At 44.3% G+C, this 20432-nt stretch carries 19 protein-coding genes, 1 pseudogene and 1 other annotated feature; of the genes and pseudogenes, 14 read left to right on the top strand and 6 right to left on the bottom strand.

Going from position 1 to position 20432, the window contains the following annotated elements; all coding sequences use genetic code 11:
- Nucleotides 1-122 precede the first annotated feature (122 nt).
- The 11 genes and pseudogenes from BN1691_RS13640 to BN1691_RS13695 all read left to right on the top strand — a co-directional run bounded on the left by BN1691_RS13640 (nt 123) and on the right by BN1691_RS13695 (nt 11505).
- Nucleotides 123-2252 (top strand): cell division protein FtsA, encoded by a 2130-nt coding sequence (locus BN1691_RS13640; RefSeq protein ID WP_048602703.1) that lies wholly within the window; start codon nt 123-125, stop codon nt 2250-2252.
- Nucleotides 2253-2652: 400 nt separating this feature from the next.
- Complete coding sequence (locus tag BN1691_RS13645; RefSeq protein WP_048602704.1) at nt 2653-2865, top strand: hypothetical protein; 213 nt, start codon at nt 2653-2655, stop codon at nt 2863-2865.
- Nucleotides 2866-2965: 100 nt separating this feature from the next.
- Nucleotides 2966-3403, top strand: coding sequence for a hypothetical protein (locus tag BN1691_RS13650; protein WP_048602705.1), 438 nt, complete (start codon nt 2966-2968; stop codon nt 3401-3403).
- A gap of 131 nt (nt 3404-3534) precedes the next feature.
- A complete protein-coding gene (locus BN1691_RS13655) occupies nt 3535-5286 on the top strand; it encodes an ABC transporter ATP-binding protein (RefSeq protein WP_048602706.1) in 1752 nt (583 codons plus the stop codon).
- Between the two features lie 20 nt (nt 5287-5306).
- Nucleotides 5307-7409 carry an ABC transporter ATP-binding protein gene (locus BN1691_RS13660; protein WP_048602707.1) on the top strand — a complete coding sequence of 701 codons (2103 nt, stop codon included), beginning with the start codon at nt 5307-5309 and terminating at the stop codon, nt 7407-7409.
- A 62-nt stretch (nt 7410-7471) separates the two neighbouring features.
- Nucleotides 7472-7663 (top strand): annotated as a pseudogene (locus BN1691_RS13665) (transposase); the annotation flags it as partial.
- Nucleotides 7663-8289, top strand: a complete 627-nt coding sequence (locus BN1691_RS13670; protein ID WP_048602709.1) for a hypothetical protein — start codon at nt 7663-7665, stop codon at nt 8287-8289. The pseudogene BN1691_RS13665 and the gene BN1691_RS13670, both read left to right, overlap by 1 nt.
- 581 nt (nt 8290-8870) lie before the next feature.
- The gene (locus BN1691_RS13680; RefSeq protein ID WP_187116886.1) at nt 8871-9791 is read left to right on the top strand and encodes an ABC transporter permease subunit; all 921 of its coding nucleotides are present in this window, start codon (nt 8871-8873) and stop codon (nt 9789-9791) included.
- Nucleotides 9788-10681 (top strand): ABC transporter permease, encoded by an 894-nt coding sequence (locus tag BN1691_RS13685; protein ID WP_048602712.1) that lies wholly within the window; start codon nt 9788-9790, stop codon nt 10679-10681. Before BN1691_RS13680 ends, BN1691_RS13685 begins: the two co-directional genes overlap by 4 nt.
- Complete coding sequence (locus tag BN1691_RS13690) at nt 10678-10989, top strand: hypothetical protein (protein WP_048602713.1); 312 nt, start codon at nt 10678-10680, stop codon at nt 10987-10989. Before BN1691_RS13685 ends, BN1691_RS13690 begins: the two co-directional genes overlap by 4 nt.
- Nucleotides 10990-11136: 147 nt before the next feature.
- Entirely contained in the window at nt 11137-11505 is a 369-nt protein-coding gene (locus BN1691_RS13695; RefSeq protein ID WP_048602714.1) for an SH3 domain-containing protein, read from the top strand.
- 54 nt (nt 11506-11559) lie between these two features.
- Here BN1691_RS13695 and BN1691_RS13700 read toward each other — a convergent pair whose 3' ends face one another.
- A complete protein-coding gene (locus BN1691_RS13700) occupies nt 11560-11784 on the bottom strand; it encodes a hypothetical protein (RefSeq protein ID WP_048602715.1) in 225 nt (74 codons plus the stop codon).
- 307 nt (nt 11785-12091) lie between these two features.
- Between BN1691_RS13700 and BN1691_RS13705 the strand changes: the two genes are divergently transcribed.
- Nucleotides 12092-13207, top strand: coding sequence for an aminopeptidase (locus tag BN1691_RS13705; RefSeq protein WP_048602716.1), 1116 nt, complete (start codon nt 12092-12094; stop codon nt 13205-13207).
- Nucleotides 13208-13219: 12 nt separating this feature from the next.
- On the opposite strand, the gene BN1691_RS13710 is transcribed toward BN1691_RS13705, so the two are convergent.
- From BN1691_RS13710 to moaA, 5 genes are all read right to left on the bottom strand, one after another.
- A complete protein-coding gene (locus BN1691_RS13710; RefSeq protein WP_082147177.1) occupies nt 13220-13720 on the bottom strand; it encodes a L,D-transpeptidase in 501 nt (166 codons plus the stop codon).
- 241 nt (nt 13721-13961) lie between these two features.
- Nucleotides 13962-14837, bottom strand: coding sequence for a 5'-3' exonuclease (locus BN1691_RS13715; RefSeq protein ID WP_147545905.1), 876 nt, complete (start codon nt 14835-14837; stop codon nt 13962-13964).
- Nucleotides 14837-16525 carry an arginine--tRNA ligase gene (gene argS / locus BN1691_RS13720; RefSeq protein WP_048602717.1) on the bottom strand — a complete coding sequence of 563 codons (1689 nt, stop codon included), beginning with the start codon at nt 16523-16525 and terminating at the stop codon, nt 14837-14839. The genes BN1691_RS13715 and argS overlap by 1 nt, the downstream gene beginning before the upstream one ends.
- Nucleotides 16526-16567: 42 nt before the next feature.
- Nucleotides 16568-16823, bottom strand: a binding site (T-box leader).
- A gap of 49 nt (nt 16824-16872) precedes the next feature.
- Nucleotides 16873-17385, bottom strand: a complete 513-nt coding sequence (gene moaC / locus BN1691_RS13725; protein WP_048602876.1) for a cyclic pyranopterin monophosphate synthase MoaC — start codon at nt 17383-17385, stop codon at nt 16873-16875.
- 5 nt (nt 17386-17390) lie between these two features.
- Complete coding sequence (gene moaA, locus BN1691_RS13730; RefSeq protein ID WP_048602718.1) at nt 17391-18389, bottom strand: GTP 3',8-cyclase MoaA; 999 nt, start codon at nt 18387-18389, stop codon at nt 17391-17393.
- A gap of 148 nt (nt 18390-18537) precedes the next feature.
- Here moaA and BN1691_RS14920 point away from each other — a divergent pair, with 148 nt between their 5' ends.
- Both BN1691_RS14920 and BN1691_RS13740 read left to right on the top strand, forming a co-directional pair.
- Nucleotides 18538-19320, top strand: a complete 783-nt coding sequence (locus BN1691_RS14920) for a molybdenum cofactor biosynthesis protein MoaE (RefSeq protein ID WP_048602719.1) — start codon at nt 18538-18540, stop codon at nt 19318-19320.
- Complete coding sequence (locus BN1691_RS13740; RefSeq protein WP_048602720.1) at nt 19313-20344, top strand: ThiF family adenylyltransferase; 1032 nt, start codon at nt 19313-19315, stop codon at nt 20342-20344. The genes BN1691_RS14920 and BN1691_RS13740 overlap by 8 nt, the downstream gene beginning before the upstream one ends.
- Nucleotides 20345-20432: the final 88 nt, after the last annotated feature.

The raw sequence follows: 20432 nt of genomic DNA on the forward strand, positions 1-20432 counted from the left end.
TGAAGGTTGGATACCATCTGGATGGTATCTGGAACTTTCTTCCTAATTTTCTTTGATCTTGCTAGTCATTTTGCCTCTTCTTCTCTATAATCGAAGTAGTTGTATAAAAAGGAGCGAACAAAATGGGTGATGAGAGAACCATTTTTGCCTTAGATATTGGGACACGTAGTGTAATGGGTATTATCGCTAAGCCTGCATCCGATGGAAACCTTTCTATCATCGATTGGGAGATTCGTGAGCATACCACCCGCTCCATGCTAGATGGTCAGATCCATGATATAGAGGCTGTAGCCAACACGATTCTAGAGATAAAGAGCACCTTGGAGCAGCGGAACACCCCTCTCCATCAGGTAGCTGTAGCCGCTGCAGGGAGGGCTTTACTTACTGAACGCGGTCAATTTACATTCCCCATGGATTCTCAGCAATATATTAGCAAGGAAGAGGTCCATCACTGTGAACTGGCAGCAGTTCAAGCTGCACAAACTACGCTCCACGAGGGAGCAAGCTTACAGCAGCAGTACTACTGTGTAGGCTATAGTATTTATAATTATTACCTCGATGGCGAGAAAATCGGGAATCCCATCGATCAACGGGGTGAGAATTTAGGCGTGGAAGTGATCGCTACCTTCCTCCCTCAAGTGGTGGTGGACTCCCTGATGGCCGCCTTGAATAAAGCGGGTCTCCAATTACAAGCATTGACCCTAGAGCCTATCGCTGCCATCGAAGCGATCATCCCCTCGACTATGCGGCGTTTAAACGTTGCCCTCGTCGATATTGGTGCAGGTACCTCCGATATTGCCATCACCGCAGAGGGAACGATCACAGCCTATGGAATGGTCCCTGCAGCAGGTGATGAAATTACCGATGCCATTAGCCAAGCTTATCTACTAGACTTCCCTGTAGCCGAGCAAGTGAAACGACAGTTGAATACTTCAGATCAGGTTTCTTATACCGATATACTGGGCTTCCAAACAGAATTAGCAAGTGCAGAGATCATCCAGACCATTAAAGGCGAGATTGAGAGCCTCGCCCAAGCTATTAGCACGAAAATTACCGACTTAAATGGTAAGAATCCACAAGCTGTCATGCTTGTTGGTGGTGGTAGTCTCACCCCTCAGCTCGCAACCATGATTGCCCGTCATCTACATATGCCAGAAAATCGTGTGGCCGTTCGAGATGCAAGTGCCATTGCTATGGTTAATCCAGAATTTGTTCAGGATAAAGGACCTGAATGGATCACACCGTTGGGGATTGTCACAACAGCCCTCCATCGGCCCCTCAGCTATGTTCAGGTTCAGGTGAATGATGAGATGACCCGGCTTTTTGAGCTCCGCCCACTAACGATCAGCGATGCCTTATTGGCAGCAGGTATAAGCATGCGACAGCTTCATGGGCGTCCTGGTTTATCCATGCATGTAAGCGTGAACGGAAAAAGTCACTGGCTCCGCGGAACGCATGGAGAGCCACCTACCATCCTGCTCAATGGTCAGCATACTTCGCTCTCTTCAGCCATTCAAACAGGGGATACAATTACCATCACCCCTGGTCAAGATGGCAAGGATGGCGGTGGCACCATTAGGGATCTTCCTCTCTCATCGACATCGCTTCACTTTGAGATCAATGGTGAAGCTCAACTCATTACGCCACGTATTCGCTGTAATGGCAAGCTCGTCACCGTAGATGAAGAACTTCATGATGGTGATCAGATCAACGATGATATACCACACACCATTGAGGAGCTTCACGCCTGGTTGGGTACACAACAGCCTATCCTCCGTTTCAAATGTAATGGACGCTGGATGGAGCATACCATAGGTGGCTATGAGATTGAGGTGAATGGTCTCATTGCCGATGGGAAGACGACAATACAAGCAGGCGATCGAATCCGCTTGCTTCCCAAGGAAGGTACCAACCCCACCCTTCTCCAATATGCACCTGAGCATTGGCAAGAAAACTTAACCATAGCGGTCTCCTATAATGGACAACCTGTGAAAGTTGACAACCTTCAATATTGGGTGGAACGAAATGGAGAGGTAGCCCAATGGGACGAACTCATTCAAGCAGGCGATCAACTGATTTATCGTGAGGATGAGGAGCGTTCCCCGGTTTTTAGTGACGTCTTCCGCTATGTGGATGTTCAATTGGAACCGCCTGGTGGCTTGACAAGACTCTGTCTCAGGGTGGATGGCGAAGAAGCCAATTTCCAAACACCCATTCACGCTGGAAGTGCATTGGAATTATATTGGGAATAATATCGCTTTAATATGGTATAGAAGGTTAAGGTTCAGGTGGCTTTTTAACTCCAGTTGAACCTTAACCTATTTTTGTAGCAGATTTTGCTGAATTTTCAATATCTTTATATTGAAAGCACCACTTTTTATTCCAGTTTTCCTTTGTAAGTTTGAAATATAATGGTGCAATATGGTAATATTAATATAGTTATCCAGGTGTTGTATCTAAAGTAAAAAGAATAAAAGTATCACTATAGGATTAGTAATTATTATGTTAATGATTAATGTAATAAGTGTAAATGCAAATCCTTTCTTACCTCAGTATGTTCCAGATCCAGAACCAGATTATAAAGTACCTGATGATGTACTAAAAATGTACGGACTTTAAAATCCATCATTAATATGCTAGGAGTTAACTATCATGAAATGGAAATTAAAAAATAGCTCAATATCTACCTGGTCAGCATTTTGGACAACCCTTTTATCTTTATCAATTTCTTCGCAAATAATATTATTCCTTAAAATATCCGAATTTTGGATTGAAATAGGATTATTTGCTGACCTTAACATTGGTTTTTTTTATATGATCAATTGTATCTTACAGTCCCTCAAAGAAAAAGCGAAAGACTCATAACGATTAAAGCATATCCTTATCCATGTTAAGCATGTCTTCATCGACCATAACATGGATAGGGATTTTTATAATGAAAAGTCGTTTAGAAGGAGGCTTCTTGGTGAAAAAGAAAAGTGTTATCCTTACTTTGATACTTATATTATTTGGAATGGGCATTTTTTTAGTTAATTGGATGCAATACACAACCTACGGAGCAGGGATGGCAAATCTGTTTAGTGAAGGGGAAATCATTGATGAAATCATCATAGAAAATCGCTTTGAAAATTACGGGTTTAAGCTCGAAGATGATGAAGAAATTAAGAAATTCATCGCGGTTCCTTCCAATATGAGATTGAAGCGTGATCAAAATCAAAGGATGGAGTATGACATTTTCATCCGGACGAACAAAAAATCATACCTCCTTGCCCTCGGAAAGGATGGTATACAAATCGACCGTAATTATAAAATCATCGGCGACAATATACTCTTCCAATTAATCGAGAACTGGGACATGGAGTATGAACATATTGATCTACGTACAAATGAAGTGATTCAGTGAAAAAAGATACCAGGAATGGCTCGCTTCGAATATTTTTGACTTTTTTCAAAATTAGAAATGGATTATAATAGAGCAATATCCTTCGATTTTCGAAGCTTTTTTGAATCATCTTGAGGAAGGGAGGGAGCACATTGTCCCATTTTGCTCGGTTAAAACCTTATCTTTATCAATATCGTTGGGCTTATCTACTTGGATTGGCCGCACTTATCATCACGGACCTATTGCAGATGGTAATACCGAAGCTACTTGGCTATATTACCGATGGCCTCAAAACAGGCACCTTAACCACCTCCAATATTGCCTTGATCATCGCTACCATCCTCATCATCGCAGCGATCATGGTACTCCTCCGTTATGGCTGGCGGATGTTCGTCATGGGAACAGCGCGCAAGATTGAGTATCATATGCGGAATGCCTTGGTAGCTCACCTACAAAAGATGTCTACCAACTACTTTAATACCCATAAGACAGGTGACCTCATGGCGCTGGCCACCAATGATATTAACGCGATCCGGATGGCCTGTGGACCGGGTGTAGTCATGTTCTTCGATACCGTGATCCTCATTAGCATGGCTGTTTTGATGATGGCCTCCACCATCAGTTGGAAGCTAACCATCGTCGCGCTCCTCCCCTTACCCTTCTTAGCCTTAGTGACGGGACGATTCGGCAAGGTGATTCACCGCCGCTTTCGTAAGGTGCAAGAAGCGTTTGCCCATCTCACTGATCAAGTGCAGGAGAATGCTTCTGGTGTTCGTGTGGTCAAAGCCTTCGTTCAGGAAGAAGCAGAGATCACCAAATTTTATCAAGCCAATGATGAGAACTTTAAGAAAAATGTTCACCTCATCAAGGTACAGGCCTTGCTCAATCCCCTGGTTCAATTCGTCTCAGGCTTAAGCTTCCTAGTTGTTCTTGGCTATGGGGGCACCTTGGTCATCCGTCAAGAGATCAGCTTGGGTGATTTCGTCGCCTTCAACAGCTACTTAGGCTTGCTGATCTGGCCCATGATGGCCATCGGCATGATCATTAATATCTTCCAACGGGGCTCCGCATCCATGGCTCGTCTCAATGAGGTATTTGAGACTAAACCAGAGATCCGTGATGATGATGAAACGGATCTCTCCATTCAGCATCTCTATGGTAGAATCACCATTCACAACCTAAGCTTTACTTATCCTGAGACAGAGAAGCCCGTCCTTCAGCATCTGGATCTGGAGATTCCTGCAGGTGGTTCCCTCGGTATTGTGGGTCGAACCGGTGCAGGCAAGTCCACCTTGGTCAATCTCCTCCTCCGTCTCTACGATGCACCAGCAGGTACCATCCTCCTCGATGGTCAAGATATTCGTACCATTCCCTTGAAGACTTTACGTCAGGAGATTGGTTTTGTTCCCCAGGAGAACTTTCTCTTCTCCCGCTCTATTGCTGAGAATATCGCTTTCGGTGTGGATCAGTGTGAACCAAGGACAGTTGAGGAAGCGGCCATCGATGCGCAAGTTCATGAGAATATCATGCAATTTCCCGATCAGTACGAGACCATCCTCGGTGAACGGGGTGTTACCCTCTCAGGTGGGCAAAAACAACGGGTCTCCATCGCCCGTGCTCTCCTGAAGAATCCACCCATCTTGATTCTTGATGATGCCCTCTCAGCGGTGGATACAAAAACAGAGGAGGCCATCCTAGGGCGCTTACGTTCGCAGATGAAGGAACGAACCACCATTCTCATCTCTCACCGCCTCTCGACGCTCAAAGAGGTGGATCAGATCATCGTTCTCGATGAAGGGAAGATCATTGAACAAGGAACCCATAACGAGCTCATGGCGCTACAAGGTCTCTATTATCAGATTCATGAAAAACAACAGTTAGAGGAATTGATCGCCACACACTGAAAGAAAGGATGTGATGGGAAATGGCAGAGGAATTTCATGAGGAGGAACAGCTAGGGAAAGCATATGATGGGCGCCTGATGCGACGACTTCTCCAATACGCCCGACCCTATAAGTGGATCTTAATGCTGTGCATCGGACTTATCCTCTTGATTACCGTAAGTGAGTTGGCTGGCCCCTATATTATTAAAGTGGCCATCGATGAGCATATCAATGTCTGGGATCAGCCCTATGCGGTCTACCCTGCCCATCATTCCATGGATGCAGGCTTTCTCTGGAACGAGGAGCGCTATGTACGCCTCCAGCCAGATTCACCGCTCCCTGTGGGAGCGGCGCCTGCACAAGTAATTGAAGAGGGTGAGCAGCTCCTGCTCGTGCCAGCTTGGCTAGATGAAGCGAAGGGCTGGACGGTGAGTCAACAAGGAGATACATGGCTTGTACAGCAAGGAACGGAACAATGGGTGGCTCCCCCCCTTGACCAAGAAGCTCTTACACAATTTCGCCAGCAGGATACCGCTGCCTTGTTCCAGTTGGCCCTCCTCTATTTCACCTTGCTTCTATTCGGCTTCGGGCTTGGCTATTTACAACAATATTATCTGCAGAAGACGTCGCAACGCATTATCTTTAATCTGCGTCAGGAAATTTTTACCCATCTTCAGCGTCTCCCCCTTGGCTTCTATGATAAGAATCCTGTGGGACGACTGGTAACAAGAACCACCAATGATACGGAAGCCATCAATGAGATGTTTAGCAGTGTAGTGGTCAATCTTTTTAAGGACGTCTTCATTCTTCTGGGAATCATGCTGATCATGCTTCAACTCAATGTGAAGCTGGCACTACTTAGCTTCTGTACCTTACCCCTGATCATCGCTAGCTCCTTAGTCTATAAAAAGCTAGCACGTCAAGCCTTCCGCGAGGTGAAGCTAAAGATTGCACGGATCAATGCCACCCTCAATGAAAATATTACAGGGATGCGGATCGTCCATATTTTCAAACGGGAAGAGGCACAGCATGACCAATTTGATCAGATTAACCGCTCCCATCTGCAGTCTAGCTTGAAGGAGTTACGAACGGCGGCAATCTTTCGTCCATTCATGGACTTCATCTATGCCTTTGGACTCTCCCTCTTAATCTGGTTCGGAGGTCACGACGTACTAGGTGGTACATTACAATTTGGGGTACTCTATGCGTTTATCGATTATATTAATCGCTTCTTCCAGCCTATTAATAATCTGTCGGAGCGCTATACTGTACTCCAATCCGCTATGGCATCAGCAGAACGGATCTTTCAATTGCTCGATCAGCAGGATACCCTCCCTGATCCTGAGAAGCCTATTGAAATACCGAAGATCGAGGGACGGGTTCAGTTTCAGAATGTCTATTTTGCCTATCAGAATGATGAATATGTCTTGAAGGATATCTCCTTTACCGTAGAGCCTGGTGAGACTGTGGCGTTTGTAGGAGCCACCGGAGCAGGTAAGAGTTCCATTATCAATCTGCTCAGCCGCTTCTATGATATTCAGAAAGGCCATATCCTCATCGATGGCATCGATATTCGGCAGATGCGGAAGGCTGACCTACGTCGGCAAATCGGCGTGGTTCTGCAGGATGTCTTCCTATTTAGTGGCGATATCCGTTCCAATATTCGTCTTAATCAGACGAACATCCCCGATGAAGAAGTGGAACGCGTGGCACGCTATGTCAATGCCCATACCTTTATTGAGAAGCTTCCACAGCAATACGATGAGCCTGTTACTGAGCGGGGATCCACCCTATCTGCTGGTCAGCGGCAGCTGCTCTCGTTCGCCCGTACGCTCCTTGTGGACCCTGCCATACTCGTATTGGATGAGGCCACAGCCAATATTGATACCGAAACCGAGCTACTGATTCAGGATAGCCTGAAGAAGGTGAGTCATGGACGTACCACCTTCATTATTGCCCATCGCCTCTCCACCATTCAGCATGCCGATAAAATCATCGTCCTCCATAAGGGCGAGATCCGGGAGATGGGTAATCATCAAGAGCTCCTTCAGCAGCAAGGACTCTACTATAATCTCTACCAGCTCCAATATAAGGAGCAATTCCTCCAACAAGGAAAAGGCGCACAACAGTTAGGCTTAGCCTAAACTGCTGTGCGCTTTTAAGTAGAAAACTTTGTCCATTTACATTGCTTAAAGCAGCGTGGGAAGCGTGGGAGAAGAAATATCCAAAAGTTGTTCGTTCATGGGAACAAGATTTATCCGTGTTGCTAACATATTTAGATGATCCTGCATCCATACGTTCCTCGATCTATACCACGAATATCATTGAACGCACCATGAAAGAGATCAAAAAACGCACCAAGCCCATGAACAGTTTACCTACCAAGGAGGTATTTGAATGAAAAAATTAGTAGCATCAGTGGCAGCAATATTAATGATTACTACAATTACTGGTTGTAGCGAGCATTATAGTAATAAAATGTCAAAAACATATGATAGCCTTACATTAAGCTCTGAATTGCCTGTAGTGTATGATGAAGGAAGTTTTATGGTAAATATTGATAATCCTGAAGAAATAGTAGGGTGGGGAGATTATGTTTTTGTTGCAAAGGTTGAAGATGAATTAAGAACAGAATATACAAATGTCCGTAAAAGTGAAGATGGTACTATCACAGGAAAGCCATATACTGTATATTCAATTACTGTTATAGACAATCTAAAAGGTAATTTAAAGAAAAATAAGCCAATTGAATTTTTTAAACATGGTGGCGTGAATTATGATGGTAAAAGTATATCATTGCTAAAAGGCGATATATTACTAGAAAGTAGAAAATATTATATTTTAGTTGCAGCTTCAGAAGCTGATGGTAGATTAGGTCAAGGAATGCCTAATTCAGCTATTGAATTAAATGTAAGCAATAAACAAGAAATAGTATCTAATAAAGAGTATGAAAATTATAAAAAGTATGTTAAAGATGAAGTTAAATTTGAGAGAGAACGATTTAAATCACTTGAAGAAGAATAAAATCTGCATTGATGGAAGAATGGAAGCATGCCTCCCATAGAAATAGAAAATATCGTAATATGCTCAGACTTGTAATGATGGCTGTCCTAAAGTATAATATTGGAAATGGCATAAAAAGCTAAGAACAATGGCATTCAATAGTTTTTGTAAAGTACTTGAGGAATAAATATGGTAGGGTACCCTTAGGTTAATCACTAAAGCAACCATAAGGAGATACCAATATGAAAAAAATTGATAATTCCCGCTATTAATGGAATCATTCTTGGTTTATTTTTTAATATTTATTATGACTACTTTATGGTGTATAAGGGTTATAAAAATCAGTTCATCATGAAATTTATAATATTTTTTGTTGGACTTTCACTTGTAACACTTCTCATGAAGCAAACATCAGTTCAAATTCAAAATAAACGTAATCTTCTTTCAATTCATTATGTTAGTTTTATCATAGTTCTTTTGGCATATATATTAGTAAGGCTCTTATGATGTAAGACATGAGAGCCTTATTAATAAGATTTTTCAAAGATAAGGAAGAAAAAAACAGATCAAAATGTTATGCATTTTTTCAGGTAGCAGAAGAGGTGAATATCATCGCTATTAATCTATTCAAGACCTTATTTCGAAATGCTATCAACTTTTTACTTGTCATGATCGGGATAACCATGATTGTTCTGCTCCCTACAATGTTCTTTAATGCAGAGGGGGCATTTACGCCACTAAACTACTTACATAACTGCTGGAGCATGTTCTCAGAGCTTTTAACGGGAGACTTCGGAACGTATTACCCGACGATCGATTTATATTTGCGGGATGTGAACCAACGTTCCATCATCCAAGATCTCCTTCCCTTTATGTTGAAAAGTGCCAAGATCTTCATTCCAGGATTGTTATTGGGAATAGGGATGGGTATTTTGATTGCATTTATTTTTACGCTCTTCGGGAAAAAAGCAAGGGCTATACTAAATCGAAGTAGCGTTCTATTGATCTCGTTTCCTGATTTTGTCATCATTGTACTTTTACAAGTTCTCTTTATTACCATCAATCAAAAGACTGGGATTCGCTTTGTATCACCAATCTCCTCCAACCTCCATGGTGATGCTTGGCTATTACCTGTTCTCTCCTTGTCTGTCTTACCCATGTTCTTGACCATTCGCTTTGCGATGGAAGGAATTCAGGAAGTATACGCCAAGGATTATATTCTTCTGGCCTATAGTAAAGGTCTAAATCGCGTAGAAGTACTAATAAAACATGTGCTTGCCAATGTGATTACCCGTATTTTTTCGAATTTTACAACCATTTTTATGATGGTCATCTCTAACTTGGTCATTGTGGAACAACTCTTTAATACGAAAGGAATCAGTTTTTTCTATTTTGATTTTTACCCGAAATTAAGTGAAAAAAGTCTCATCATCATGATCATGGTCTTCTGGCTAATCGGGTTGGTCATAAGAGAAACCACGGAAAGATTCCTAAAGAAGATCGAAAGGAACTATCAGATATGATGAAAAAGAATTCTGCCATCGTGATGGGAATCATCATCCTTGTTGTCTTACTAGTGCTCTCCTTCCTTTCAATTCTTCATCCCGCTCATGATGAAGATGCACATCGAATGAATGAAGAGTATCAAAAACCTTCATTCGAGCATTGGTTTGGAACAGGAAGAGGTGGATATGATTTATTTTATCTCGTTATCTCCGGCATTAAATATACGATCCTTGTTGCTCTAGCCATTTTGTTCTTACGGATGCTCATCGCTCTACCTATCGGTCTCTTAACAGGAATTAATGGAGGTCTCATTCAAAAAGTATTACGAAAAATTGCTACAACACTATCTGCAATTCCCTTATTTTTAATCTCATTTGCATTATTAGCAAGAATCACGTTCAATGAAGCGATTCCAATAACCACGAAGCTAATCATCTTCATCATCATCAATGCATGCGTAGGTGCACCCATCATTGCCTATACCATTAGTAAGATCGTAGAACGTATTAATCAAGAGCCCTTTGTCGAGGGGGCACTTATCTTAGGCGCTAGCAAGCTATATCTATTACGAAAGCATATCTTTCCTCATATGAAACCTTATTTAATCTCTCTATTAATTACAGAAATTGTCCATATCCTTTGGCTGATGGGACATTTAGGTATCTTCAACATCTTTGTAGGTGGCACCCTCGTTGAATCTTCTCCAGGGTTAATCATCTATTACTCCATCACCAATGAGTTAGCTGGCTTATTAGCACAGAACTTTAGTTTCATCATTGTAAGACAGGCACCTTGGCTAGCTTTAATTCCCGCAGCAGTATTCGTCTTGATTATCCTTGCTTTTAACCTCATTGCCGAAGGTATACGAAAAAGGGAGCAGGCCCCCTTGAGAGGAGTTAATTTATGAAGTTCCTTATTCCGACTCTGATTGTGATCCTCGTTGAGCTAGGGATTATTTATGGATTTACATTTTTTGTAGAGATGTCCTTTGTTGATCTTTGGTTTTTCATTGGTGTTGCCTTTACTGCGATTACTTTTTTCTTTAGTTCTACTGAATCGCAGGAAGCAGGTCAACGTCAAGACCAACTTCTAAGTCGAACAGGTATCATGCCTACAAGCTATGCAGCGAAGAAATATCGCATCAATCCACTGACCATTGGATCGATCATCGTGACGATTTCTGGACTGATCTTTACTTTGGTCTATTTTAGCTAGAATAGCTTATCTACTCGATTCCGATTTTAGCATTATCTATAGCTTTTTATTCTAGCGATGGCTATGACCACTTTACTGCTACGCTTTAACAGTTATCATTATTATTGGAGGTTCACAGATAATTCACTGAAAGGAAGGAAGATATTCATGCATTACGAGGTTGTGAAAGAGCATCGGAGTAATTACCCCCAGCCCATTACCTTAGTAAAGGGGGACTCAGTCATTGTTGGGGAACGCTATGCTGGTGTAGAGGGCTGGAATAACTGGGTTTTCTGCATCAAGCTTGACCATTCAGCACAGGGGTGGGTGCCCGAGCAATTGCTGCAACGAGATGGAGAGCTAGGCGTACTCACCGCGGACTATACTGCAAAGGAATTGAATGTGGATATTGGTGATGAAGTAGTGGGCAGCAAGGAATTGAATGGTTGGATGTGGTGTGAAAAGCTTGATGATCACGATACAGGTTGGGTCCCTAAAGAAAATTTTAAAAAATCGAGCACGATGGGTTCAGCGTAAATCGCTTACCCCTTCGTGCTCCTGTTCCACATCGAATAAAGAAACCCTCAAGCCTCAATGGTAATTCCCATTGGTCTTCCTGCACTCTTCACATACCACCACATGTCCATGGGCGCCATCATGATTCTCGATTCCGTACCCTACTAGCCCTTCCTTCCCACAGTAAAGACACGCAACAGAGAAATCCATGTGATACCTTGCCTTCCATGCGATGGGCTTAAATTCCACACCTAAAGGAATGCGAAAGGGCATCCTTGTACTGGTTTCCTGTAAAGCCATGATGATTCCCCCTATTCATTAGCCATCTTGTTATTCTTTACTACTATAACCAGTATTCTGAAGATTGATACAGAATGGGATAGGCCCTCGCCGTTCCCCATTCAGCAATTACCCATATGATGGCAGTGGGAATCTTTTTCAAAATGAATACGAGACCCCATCTGGTGAAAAGATTCCCTAATGAGGGTACGTCAAAATGGGATGACGGCTTCCGTCATCTTTTTTTTCTTTACGCCTTCGCCTTTCCTTCTTCAATTTGATACAATAGGAACGTAAAACATTGTCAACGGAAAGGGATGGATGAATAATGCGAGATCCTCGCTTAACGCAGTTAGCAAAAAATTTAATTAACTATTCTGTCTCCCTGAAACCAGGGGAAAAAATCTTGATCGAAATGTTCGATCATGATGCAGAGATGGTGAAAGCCTTGGTAGAAGCTACCTATGAAGCAGGTGGTCTACCCTTCGTACATCTCTATGACCAAAATGTCCAACGTAGCCTCCTCCTCGGCATGAGTGAAGAGCAAGCGAAGATGCAAGCAGAATGGGACTTAGAACGGATGAAGGCCATGGACGCCTATATTGGCGTACGCGCTGCCAAAAACGTCTCCCAAACCTCCGATGTTCCGAGCGAAAAGAACAACATCTGGGCTAAATTCTATAACCACCCTGTACACTCGCGGGAACGCGTACCCCACACGAAATGGTGCGTTCTCCGTTACCCCAACCATTCCATGGCACAGCTCTCGAAGATGAGCACTGAAGCCTTCGAAAACTTCTATTTCCAAGTCTGTACCCTCGACTACAGCAAGATGGACAAAGCCATGGATGCCTTGGTAAAAGTAATGGATCGTACAGATAAGGTACATATCAAAGGAAATGGTACCGATCTCACCTTCTCCATCAAGGATATCCCCAAGATTAAATGCTCTGGTCATATGAATATTCCTGATGGTGAAGTTTACACAGCACCTGTTCGCGACTCCGTCAACGGTGTTGTACAATACAATGCACCATCTCCTTACCATGGCTTCGTCTTTGAAAATGTACGTCTACGTTTCGAAAACGGTAAGGTGGTTGAAGCAACCTCCAACAACACCAAGCTATTGAACGAGATTTTGGATACTGATGAAGGTGCTCGCTTTATTGGAGAGTTTGCCATTGGTGTGAATCCCTATGTCCAACATCCCATGGGAGATATTCTTTTCGATGAGAAGATTGACGGAAGCTTCCACTTCACACCTGGTCAATCCTATGATGAGGCGCCCAATGGGAATAACTCAGCGATCCATTGGGATCTAGTCTGCATCCAACGCCCTGAATATGGTGGTGGCGAAATCTACTTCGACGATGTCTTGATCCGTAAAGATGGTCGCTTTGTCCTTCCAGAATTAGAGATTTTAAATCCCGAAAACTTAAAATAGGGCTTGAGAGAATTACTCAATAATCACCTTCGTCCCAATGGGGAGATGGCGAAAGAGGAACTCTACATCCTGATTGCGCATGCGGATACAACCGGTGGAGACAGGATTGCCTAAGAGATCATTCCGATTGGTGCCATGAATACCATACTTGTATCCGCCTGTTCCAGGTACACTTAAGCCTAACCAGCGTGTACCTAGTGGATTTTTGGCAGAACCGCCTGGGATATTCTTCGGTAGATACCAGGGATGATATACCTTCGTCGTAATGGTAAACTGTCCCGCAGGAGTGGGATGGCCTGGTCTCCCGGTGGCAACAAGAAAGCGGTAGATCGGTACTTCATTCATGTAGACTGTGAGCAAATTCTGTTTCCGGTTCACATGAATGATCACACCTTCTTCTACCGCTTTTACTTGTATGGAGAGTAAAAGAATCAGAAGGAGAGATATCAATATCCATTGCGGTCTACAGATGAATCCGCCTAGGCTCTTCTTCCAACAACTCATCCACGCCATGTGATACACCTCCTGCCCTTGATGGATAGCCTTTGCTCCTTGGCCTTAGTTTCCACATGATGTTCAACCAATATTCTGTTTCATCGAAATAACAGGCGATATGCCATTGCGATGATATGGTATCGATGGAGTTTCCAACAGATCATGCCTAAACCATGCAAAAAGCTCTTCAGTGGATGATGCACTGAAGAGCTTTTTATCGAATCTCTTTCATTTCATTCTTGTCGTTCCAACTTCTCCATCAGACTTGTGCATTGGGGATTTCCTGTAATAATCGCCAGAGCGTATTGCGATCCATCTCCATATACTCCCCTTGCCAACGTGCTTCTTCCAGCTGAACTGAGAGTGGAATATCACATTTAATGGTAGCTAATTGACGGGAGAGCTGGAGCATCTCTAGATCCTGTTCAATCTTCTGACGAACCCCTTTTGAGACCTCATCAAGGTTTGCTAACAAGTGATCGATGGAGTGGAATTGTGTGAGTAGCTTTAAAGCGGTCTTCTCGCCAACACCTCGAACACCTGGGTAATTATCGCTTGCATCGCCCATCAAGGCCTTGAGATCAATGATCTGAGCAGGCTGTAATCCCACTTCCTCTTGCAATGCTTCTATGGTATAACGCTTATAATTAGCAAAGCCTCGCTTCATGATAATGGCATGTACTTGCTCATCGATCAATTGAAGGCTATCCCGGTCAGAGGTCAAGATTTGGACCTCCATATCCTGCCCATAATTAGCTGACAGCGTCCCAATGAGGTCATCTGCTTCAAAGCCTGGCTTCTCCATATTCAGAATCCCCAATTGCTCCACCAGCGGTTGAACCAGGGTAAACTGAGGGAGCAATTCAAGGGGTGGTTCTCCCCGATTCGCCTTGTACTCTGTATATAATTGATGCCGAAAGGTGGGCTGAGGTGTATCCCAGCAACAGATCACATGGCTTGGCTCATACTGTTGAACTGCGTCCAATAAGTATTGCATAAAGCCAAAGAGACCATTGGTGGGAACACCTTGTGGGTTGAACATGAAGTTTCCATGAATGCCCGTGGCATAAAATCCGCGGAACAACAGGGACATGCCGTCCACCAGCATCAGCTTCTCCTCTGGAACCATCTTCATTAGATCTGCTCTGGTGTCCGAAGTGTGAGCACTTCCAACCCATGTTTCAATACCCGTGCAGCTGCATCCACCAATTGGAGCTTCGCAATCTGTTCCGCTGGATCATCCACCAATAACCGCTCTTGATTATAATAGCGATTGAACAAGGCACATAGATCGAGGACAAACCGTGCTACCTGCGATGGATCATATTTTTCTGCTGCCCGCTCCATGGCTTCCTGATATTTGGTCAGGTGGAATAGGAGATCCCATGCCACCGGCGTTTGGAACGCAGGATGTGCTTGTAGAGGTGCTTCTTTCCACTCGACCGTGGCCTTCCGTAATACACTCTGCATCCGTGCATAGGTGTATTGAACATAGGGACCTGTCTCGCCATCGAAGTTGAGCGCTTCGTCCCATTGGAAGTTCACATTATGAGCATAGTAGTTCTTCAGGTCATTGAAGACAATGGCACCAACGCCCACCCATTCTGCCACTTGCTCCTTATTGGGGAGGTCAGGATTCTTCTCGTCAATAATATTCTTTACCTTAGAGATAGCTTCATCGAGTACATCTTCAAGGAGAACCGCCTTCCCTTTCCGAGTGGACATGCTCTCTCCTTCAATCTTCATGAGCCCGAAGGCAATATGCTTACACTGCTTCGCCCATTCATAGCCCATCTTCTCAATCACACCGAAAACCTGTTGGAAGTGTAGGCTTTGACGCGCATCCACTACGTAGAGAATCTGCTCTGGATGGAACTTCTCATACCGATAGATGGCCGCTGCAATATCCCGTGTTGCATAGATCGTGCTTCCATCATTCTTCAGCACGATACAGGGTGGAATCTCTTCACTCACTTCTACCACAAGGGCACCTTTACTCTCAACGAGGAGATCCTTTTCCTTCAGTTCATTGAAGACCCGATCCATTTGGTTCTGGTAGTAGCTCTCACCCCAGAAGTGGTCAATATGCACATTGAGCTTCTCGTACATCCGATTAAACTCTTTCAGGCTTTCAGAAACGAACCATTGCCAGAGACGATGAGCTTCTTCATCCCCCTGCTCAAGACGATGGAACCAAGCACGGCCTTCATCCTCCAGATTTAATTCAGGGTGTAGCTCCACCTCTTCATGGAATTTCACATAGAGACGAAGTAATTCTGGAATCGGGTTGGCCACAACCTTCTCCTCTTCACCCCAACGGAGATAGGCAGAGATAAGCTTCCCGAACTGGGTTCCCCAGTCACCCAAGTGGTTGATACCGATGGCTTCATACCCCATCGTTCCATAGATATTCTTTAATGCCTGGCCGATCATCGTCGAACGGATATGAGCAAGGGTAAATGGCTTCGCAATATTGGGAGAAGAATACTCTACAATCATGGGCTTCCCTTCGCCAATGGAATGGAGAAGCTTACCTGCCCGCGCATCCTCCATGATTTGAATCGCATATTGGTTCCGATCTACAAAGAAATTGAGATAGGGCCCATTGGCTTCCACCTTCGTAAACAATGGATCATGAAGCTCATTGGCTAGCTCCTGCGCGATAACGGCTGGAGCCTTTTTCAACTGCTTTGCTAAGATAAAACAAGGAAATGCAACGTCACCAAGCTCACGGTTTGGCGGTGTTTCCAGTAGACCCATGATCTTGTCTGGCTCTATGGAAACCTGGGCTTCAAGTAATTGAACAACCTTCTCTTTAAGCATCTTTGTCCCTCCAAAAATTGAAATAAAAAAACCCCGTCTCCTTGCAGAGACGAGGTATAGCTCGCGGTACCACTCTACTGAACACCCTAATTCTCGATACGTTCTCCCGAAATGGAAAACTCGAATGAAGATGAACACTTACAGGATAACGGCCTGAGCCGGTATGGCTTACACAATGTCTCCATCTTCTGCCATACATTTCAAGGGTGCGCTTCACCTTGGACCAATAACAGGCTCTCACCATCCCTGTCTCGCTAAGCACTGGTGTAAAGGCTACTCTCCCTCTCATCAATGATCCTTTTACTTCATGATTGTAATAGGTATTATACCCTGTGGTATTAAAAAAATCAATTCTGATTCAATTGTAGGGGAGATGTCCCAGGAAAGGTAAAATCTCCACTCTTACCACCGCTTTTTTTCAGTAAATGAGTGGGGCCTAGGATCATGGCCTTATCCATGGCTTTACACATATCATAGATGGTTAATCCCACTACCTGTGCAGCCGTTAAAGCCTCCATCTCCACGCCTGTTTTCCCTGTTGTTTTCACCGTTACTTCGAAAAAGATCGTATCCTTTTCATTATTCCAGAAGCGGATATCCACACCAGTGAGAGCCAGGGGATGACACATGGGGATCAGATCAGAAGTTCGCTTCGCTGCCATGATGCCAGCCACTTGCGCAACTGCGAGAACATCACCCTTTTTCACAGTGCCAGCAAGAATTCGTTCTAATGTCTCAGGCTGCATCTGCACCTGACTCACGGAGACAGCAACTCGTGCTGTCTCCGCTTTATCCGATACATCCACCATCTTCGCCCGTTGCTGTTCATTAAAATGGGTTAATACATCATGCTGATCCATCTCCATTAGCCTCCAATCTGGGACATCCGTCGTGTCGTTGGTTTGTGACTCTTTGCTTCATGATTGAGGGCATTAGCCATTTCATGATTCTCTGGCTTCACTTCCAATGCTTTATTGAAAAGCTGAGTTAATGCTTCTTCATCGCCAAGAGCTCTCTTCACATTGAGTTCCTCATCCCAGTATAGGCAAGGCTTCAGAAAACCATCTGCAGTAAGACGGAGACGATTACAGTTACTACAGAAATGCTCACTCACTGGATGAATTAAGCCAAAGCTCCCCTTGGCTCCTTCAAAGCGGAAGTTCTCTGCTGGCCCATTCCCATAGACTAAATCCGTTGGACCATAGGGAACGCCTAACTGGTCACAGATGGTATGCACATGGGTGAGGGGCAGATACTTCGTACGCCATTCATCATTCTCATGTCCAATGGGCATATATTCGATAAAACGCACTTGAATGGGATGCTCCATGCTCAACTTCAAGAAGTCTGCTACTTCATTATCATTGACACCCTTCATTAGCACCACATTTAACTTAATAGGTGAGAAGCCAACGGCGATGCTGGTATGGAGTGCATCCAATACCCGCTTCACATCACCGCCACGAGTGACCATGGCGAATTTCTCAGGATCCATAGTATCAAGACTGAGATTGATCCGAGTGACCCCAGCCTCCTTGAGGGCTTGTGCTTTTTTCGCTAAGAAGATACCATTGGTGGTCAAAGCGATATCTTCAATGCCTTCAATGGCTGCAAGCTGGGAAACCAGTTTCTCAATATCTTTACGGACGAGCGGTTCTCCTCCTGTTAAACGAAGGCGACGAATCCCGAGCTTGGCACCGACCCGTACCACTTCAGTAATCTGTTCATAGCTTAGAATTTCAGAGTGAGGGACGAATGGCACACCCTCAGGGGGCATGCAGTATACACAACGTAGGTTACAGCGATCTGTAACACTGATCCGTAGATAATCATGTTTTCGTCCAAAGCGGTCAATAAGAGCCATGATCTCTCACATCCTTCACATGTGGTCACTTCGATGTTCACATCTTTACCAAAAATAACACTGATAAAATCACTAGATTGTGTTACGCTGATAATGAATCTTTTAATAATATTCACATTATACCACATGAACTTATGAGGTGTTGGGAATGAAAGTTACAGTTTTGTTATTTGCCAAGTTAGCCGATATTGCCCAGTCTCCCCAAATGGTGCTTTCATTACCTGAAGGGGCGTATGTTAATCAGTTACAAGAAGAACTGATTCAACTGTATCCAGCTCTGAAGGATGTGCTTACAGAAGCAGTTGCTTCCGTGAACCATGAATATGCTGAGCCACAACATATCCTCCATGATGGTGATGAGATCGCCTTCCTTCCACCTGTCAGCGGTGGAGAGAAAACTAAGCCTGCTGGTATCGTTGGTAGCAATCACGATGGAACCATCTACATTGCTAATGAGCCGCTCCAAGTTGAACATTTCTTATCCAATGTAGCCAGTCGAAATGCTGGAGCCATTGTGACCTTTATTGGGACGGTTCGGGAAATCACCCATGGTCTCCGTACCCTTCACTTAGAGTATGACTCTTATGTTCCAATGGCTGTGAAAAAGCTGGAACAGATCCAAGCAGAGATTGCTGAAAAGTGGCCTGGAGCCAAGATCTCCATGGCCCATCGGATCGGTCATCTCAACATTGAAGAGATTGCTGTCATTATCGCCGTCTCTACCCCTCACCGTCAAGCCGCATTTGAAGCATGTAAGTATGCCATTGAGCGCGTGAAGCAGATGGTGCCCGTCTGGAAGAAAGAGCAATGGGAGGATGGAACTGAATGGCAAGGTGCTCAAGAAGGGCCTTGGAAGCCTACAGAACCACTGCCTGAAGAAGTGTATCGCTTCGTTACCGAAAAACGGGAAGCAGGCGACAAGCATGACTGATCGCTATCATCGCCAGGCACTCTTTGCTCCCATTGGTGGGGAAGGGCAACGCCTGCTCCAATCCAAAAAGGTAGCCATTATCGGTCTAGGAGCTCTCGGAGCATCTCTAGCACAGATGGCGGCACGAGCTGGCATTGGTCATCTTGTGCTAGTGGATCGCGATGTGGTGGAGCTGACCAATCTTCAACGACAAATTCTCTATACAGAAGAGGACGTCAAGGAGCAATTGCCGAAGGCCGTAGCTGCTCAAGAACATCTTAAAGCGATTAACTCAGAAATTACCATCGAAGCCCATGTCTCTGATCTAAATGCTGAGAATGCCGATGACCTTCTCCAAGACTGTGATTTAATTCTCGATGGTACCGATAACTTCGCGACCCGTTACCTGATTAATGATGTAGCGGTTAAACATCATATCCCCTGGATCTATGGTGCAGCCGTCCGCTCCCAAGGGGCAGTAGCCACCATCATTCCAGGTGTTACGCCATGCTTTCAGTGCTTATTCCCGCAAGCACCGGTAGCCTCCATTGATACCTGTGATACAGCGGGAGTGATCTCCCCCATTATTCAGATTGTCACCGCCTATCAAATGACGGAGGCGATGAAGATTCTCACGGGACATGTGGAGACGATTCGTTCTCAGCTCTTGCATGTGGATCCTTGGTATGGCCTCCACTATCAGATGGATACAACGAAGCAAAAAAAAGTGGATTGTCCATGCTGTGGTAAGCACCATTTCCACTTCTTAGATAATCGAATGAACCAGCCTATCACCTCGGTGCTCTGTGGTCGAGACACGGTGCAAATTCGTGTGCCACATCGTCAGCAGTTAAATTTTACCCAGCTTGAGGAACGTCTACAGGAGAGTGGATCCATCCATCGCACTCCCCACTTTCTACAATTTAAGCCCACAGAGTATGCAGGACTTACCCTCACCGTCTTTCAGGATGGCCGTGTACTGCTTCATGGGATCACCGATCCTGATGAGGCATTGAGCTTGTATCGGAAGCTAATCGGGCTGTAACCCAACAACAATAGAACAATAGAATCACGTCGCAATAGACTGAAACAAAAAGGGAGTGTAAGGCAATCATTGCTTGATGATCGCCTTG

This window comes from Rubeoparvulum massiliense, assembly GCF_001049895.1.
Lineage (GTDB): Bacteria > Bacillota > Bacilli > Rubeoparvulales > Rubeoparvulaceae > Rubeoparvulum > Rubeoparvulum massiliense.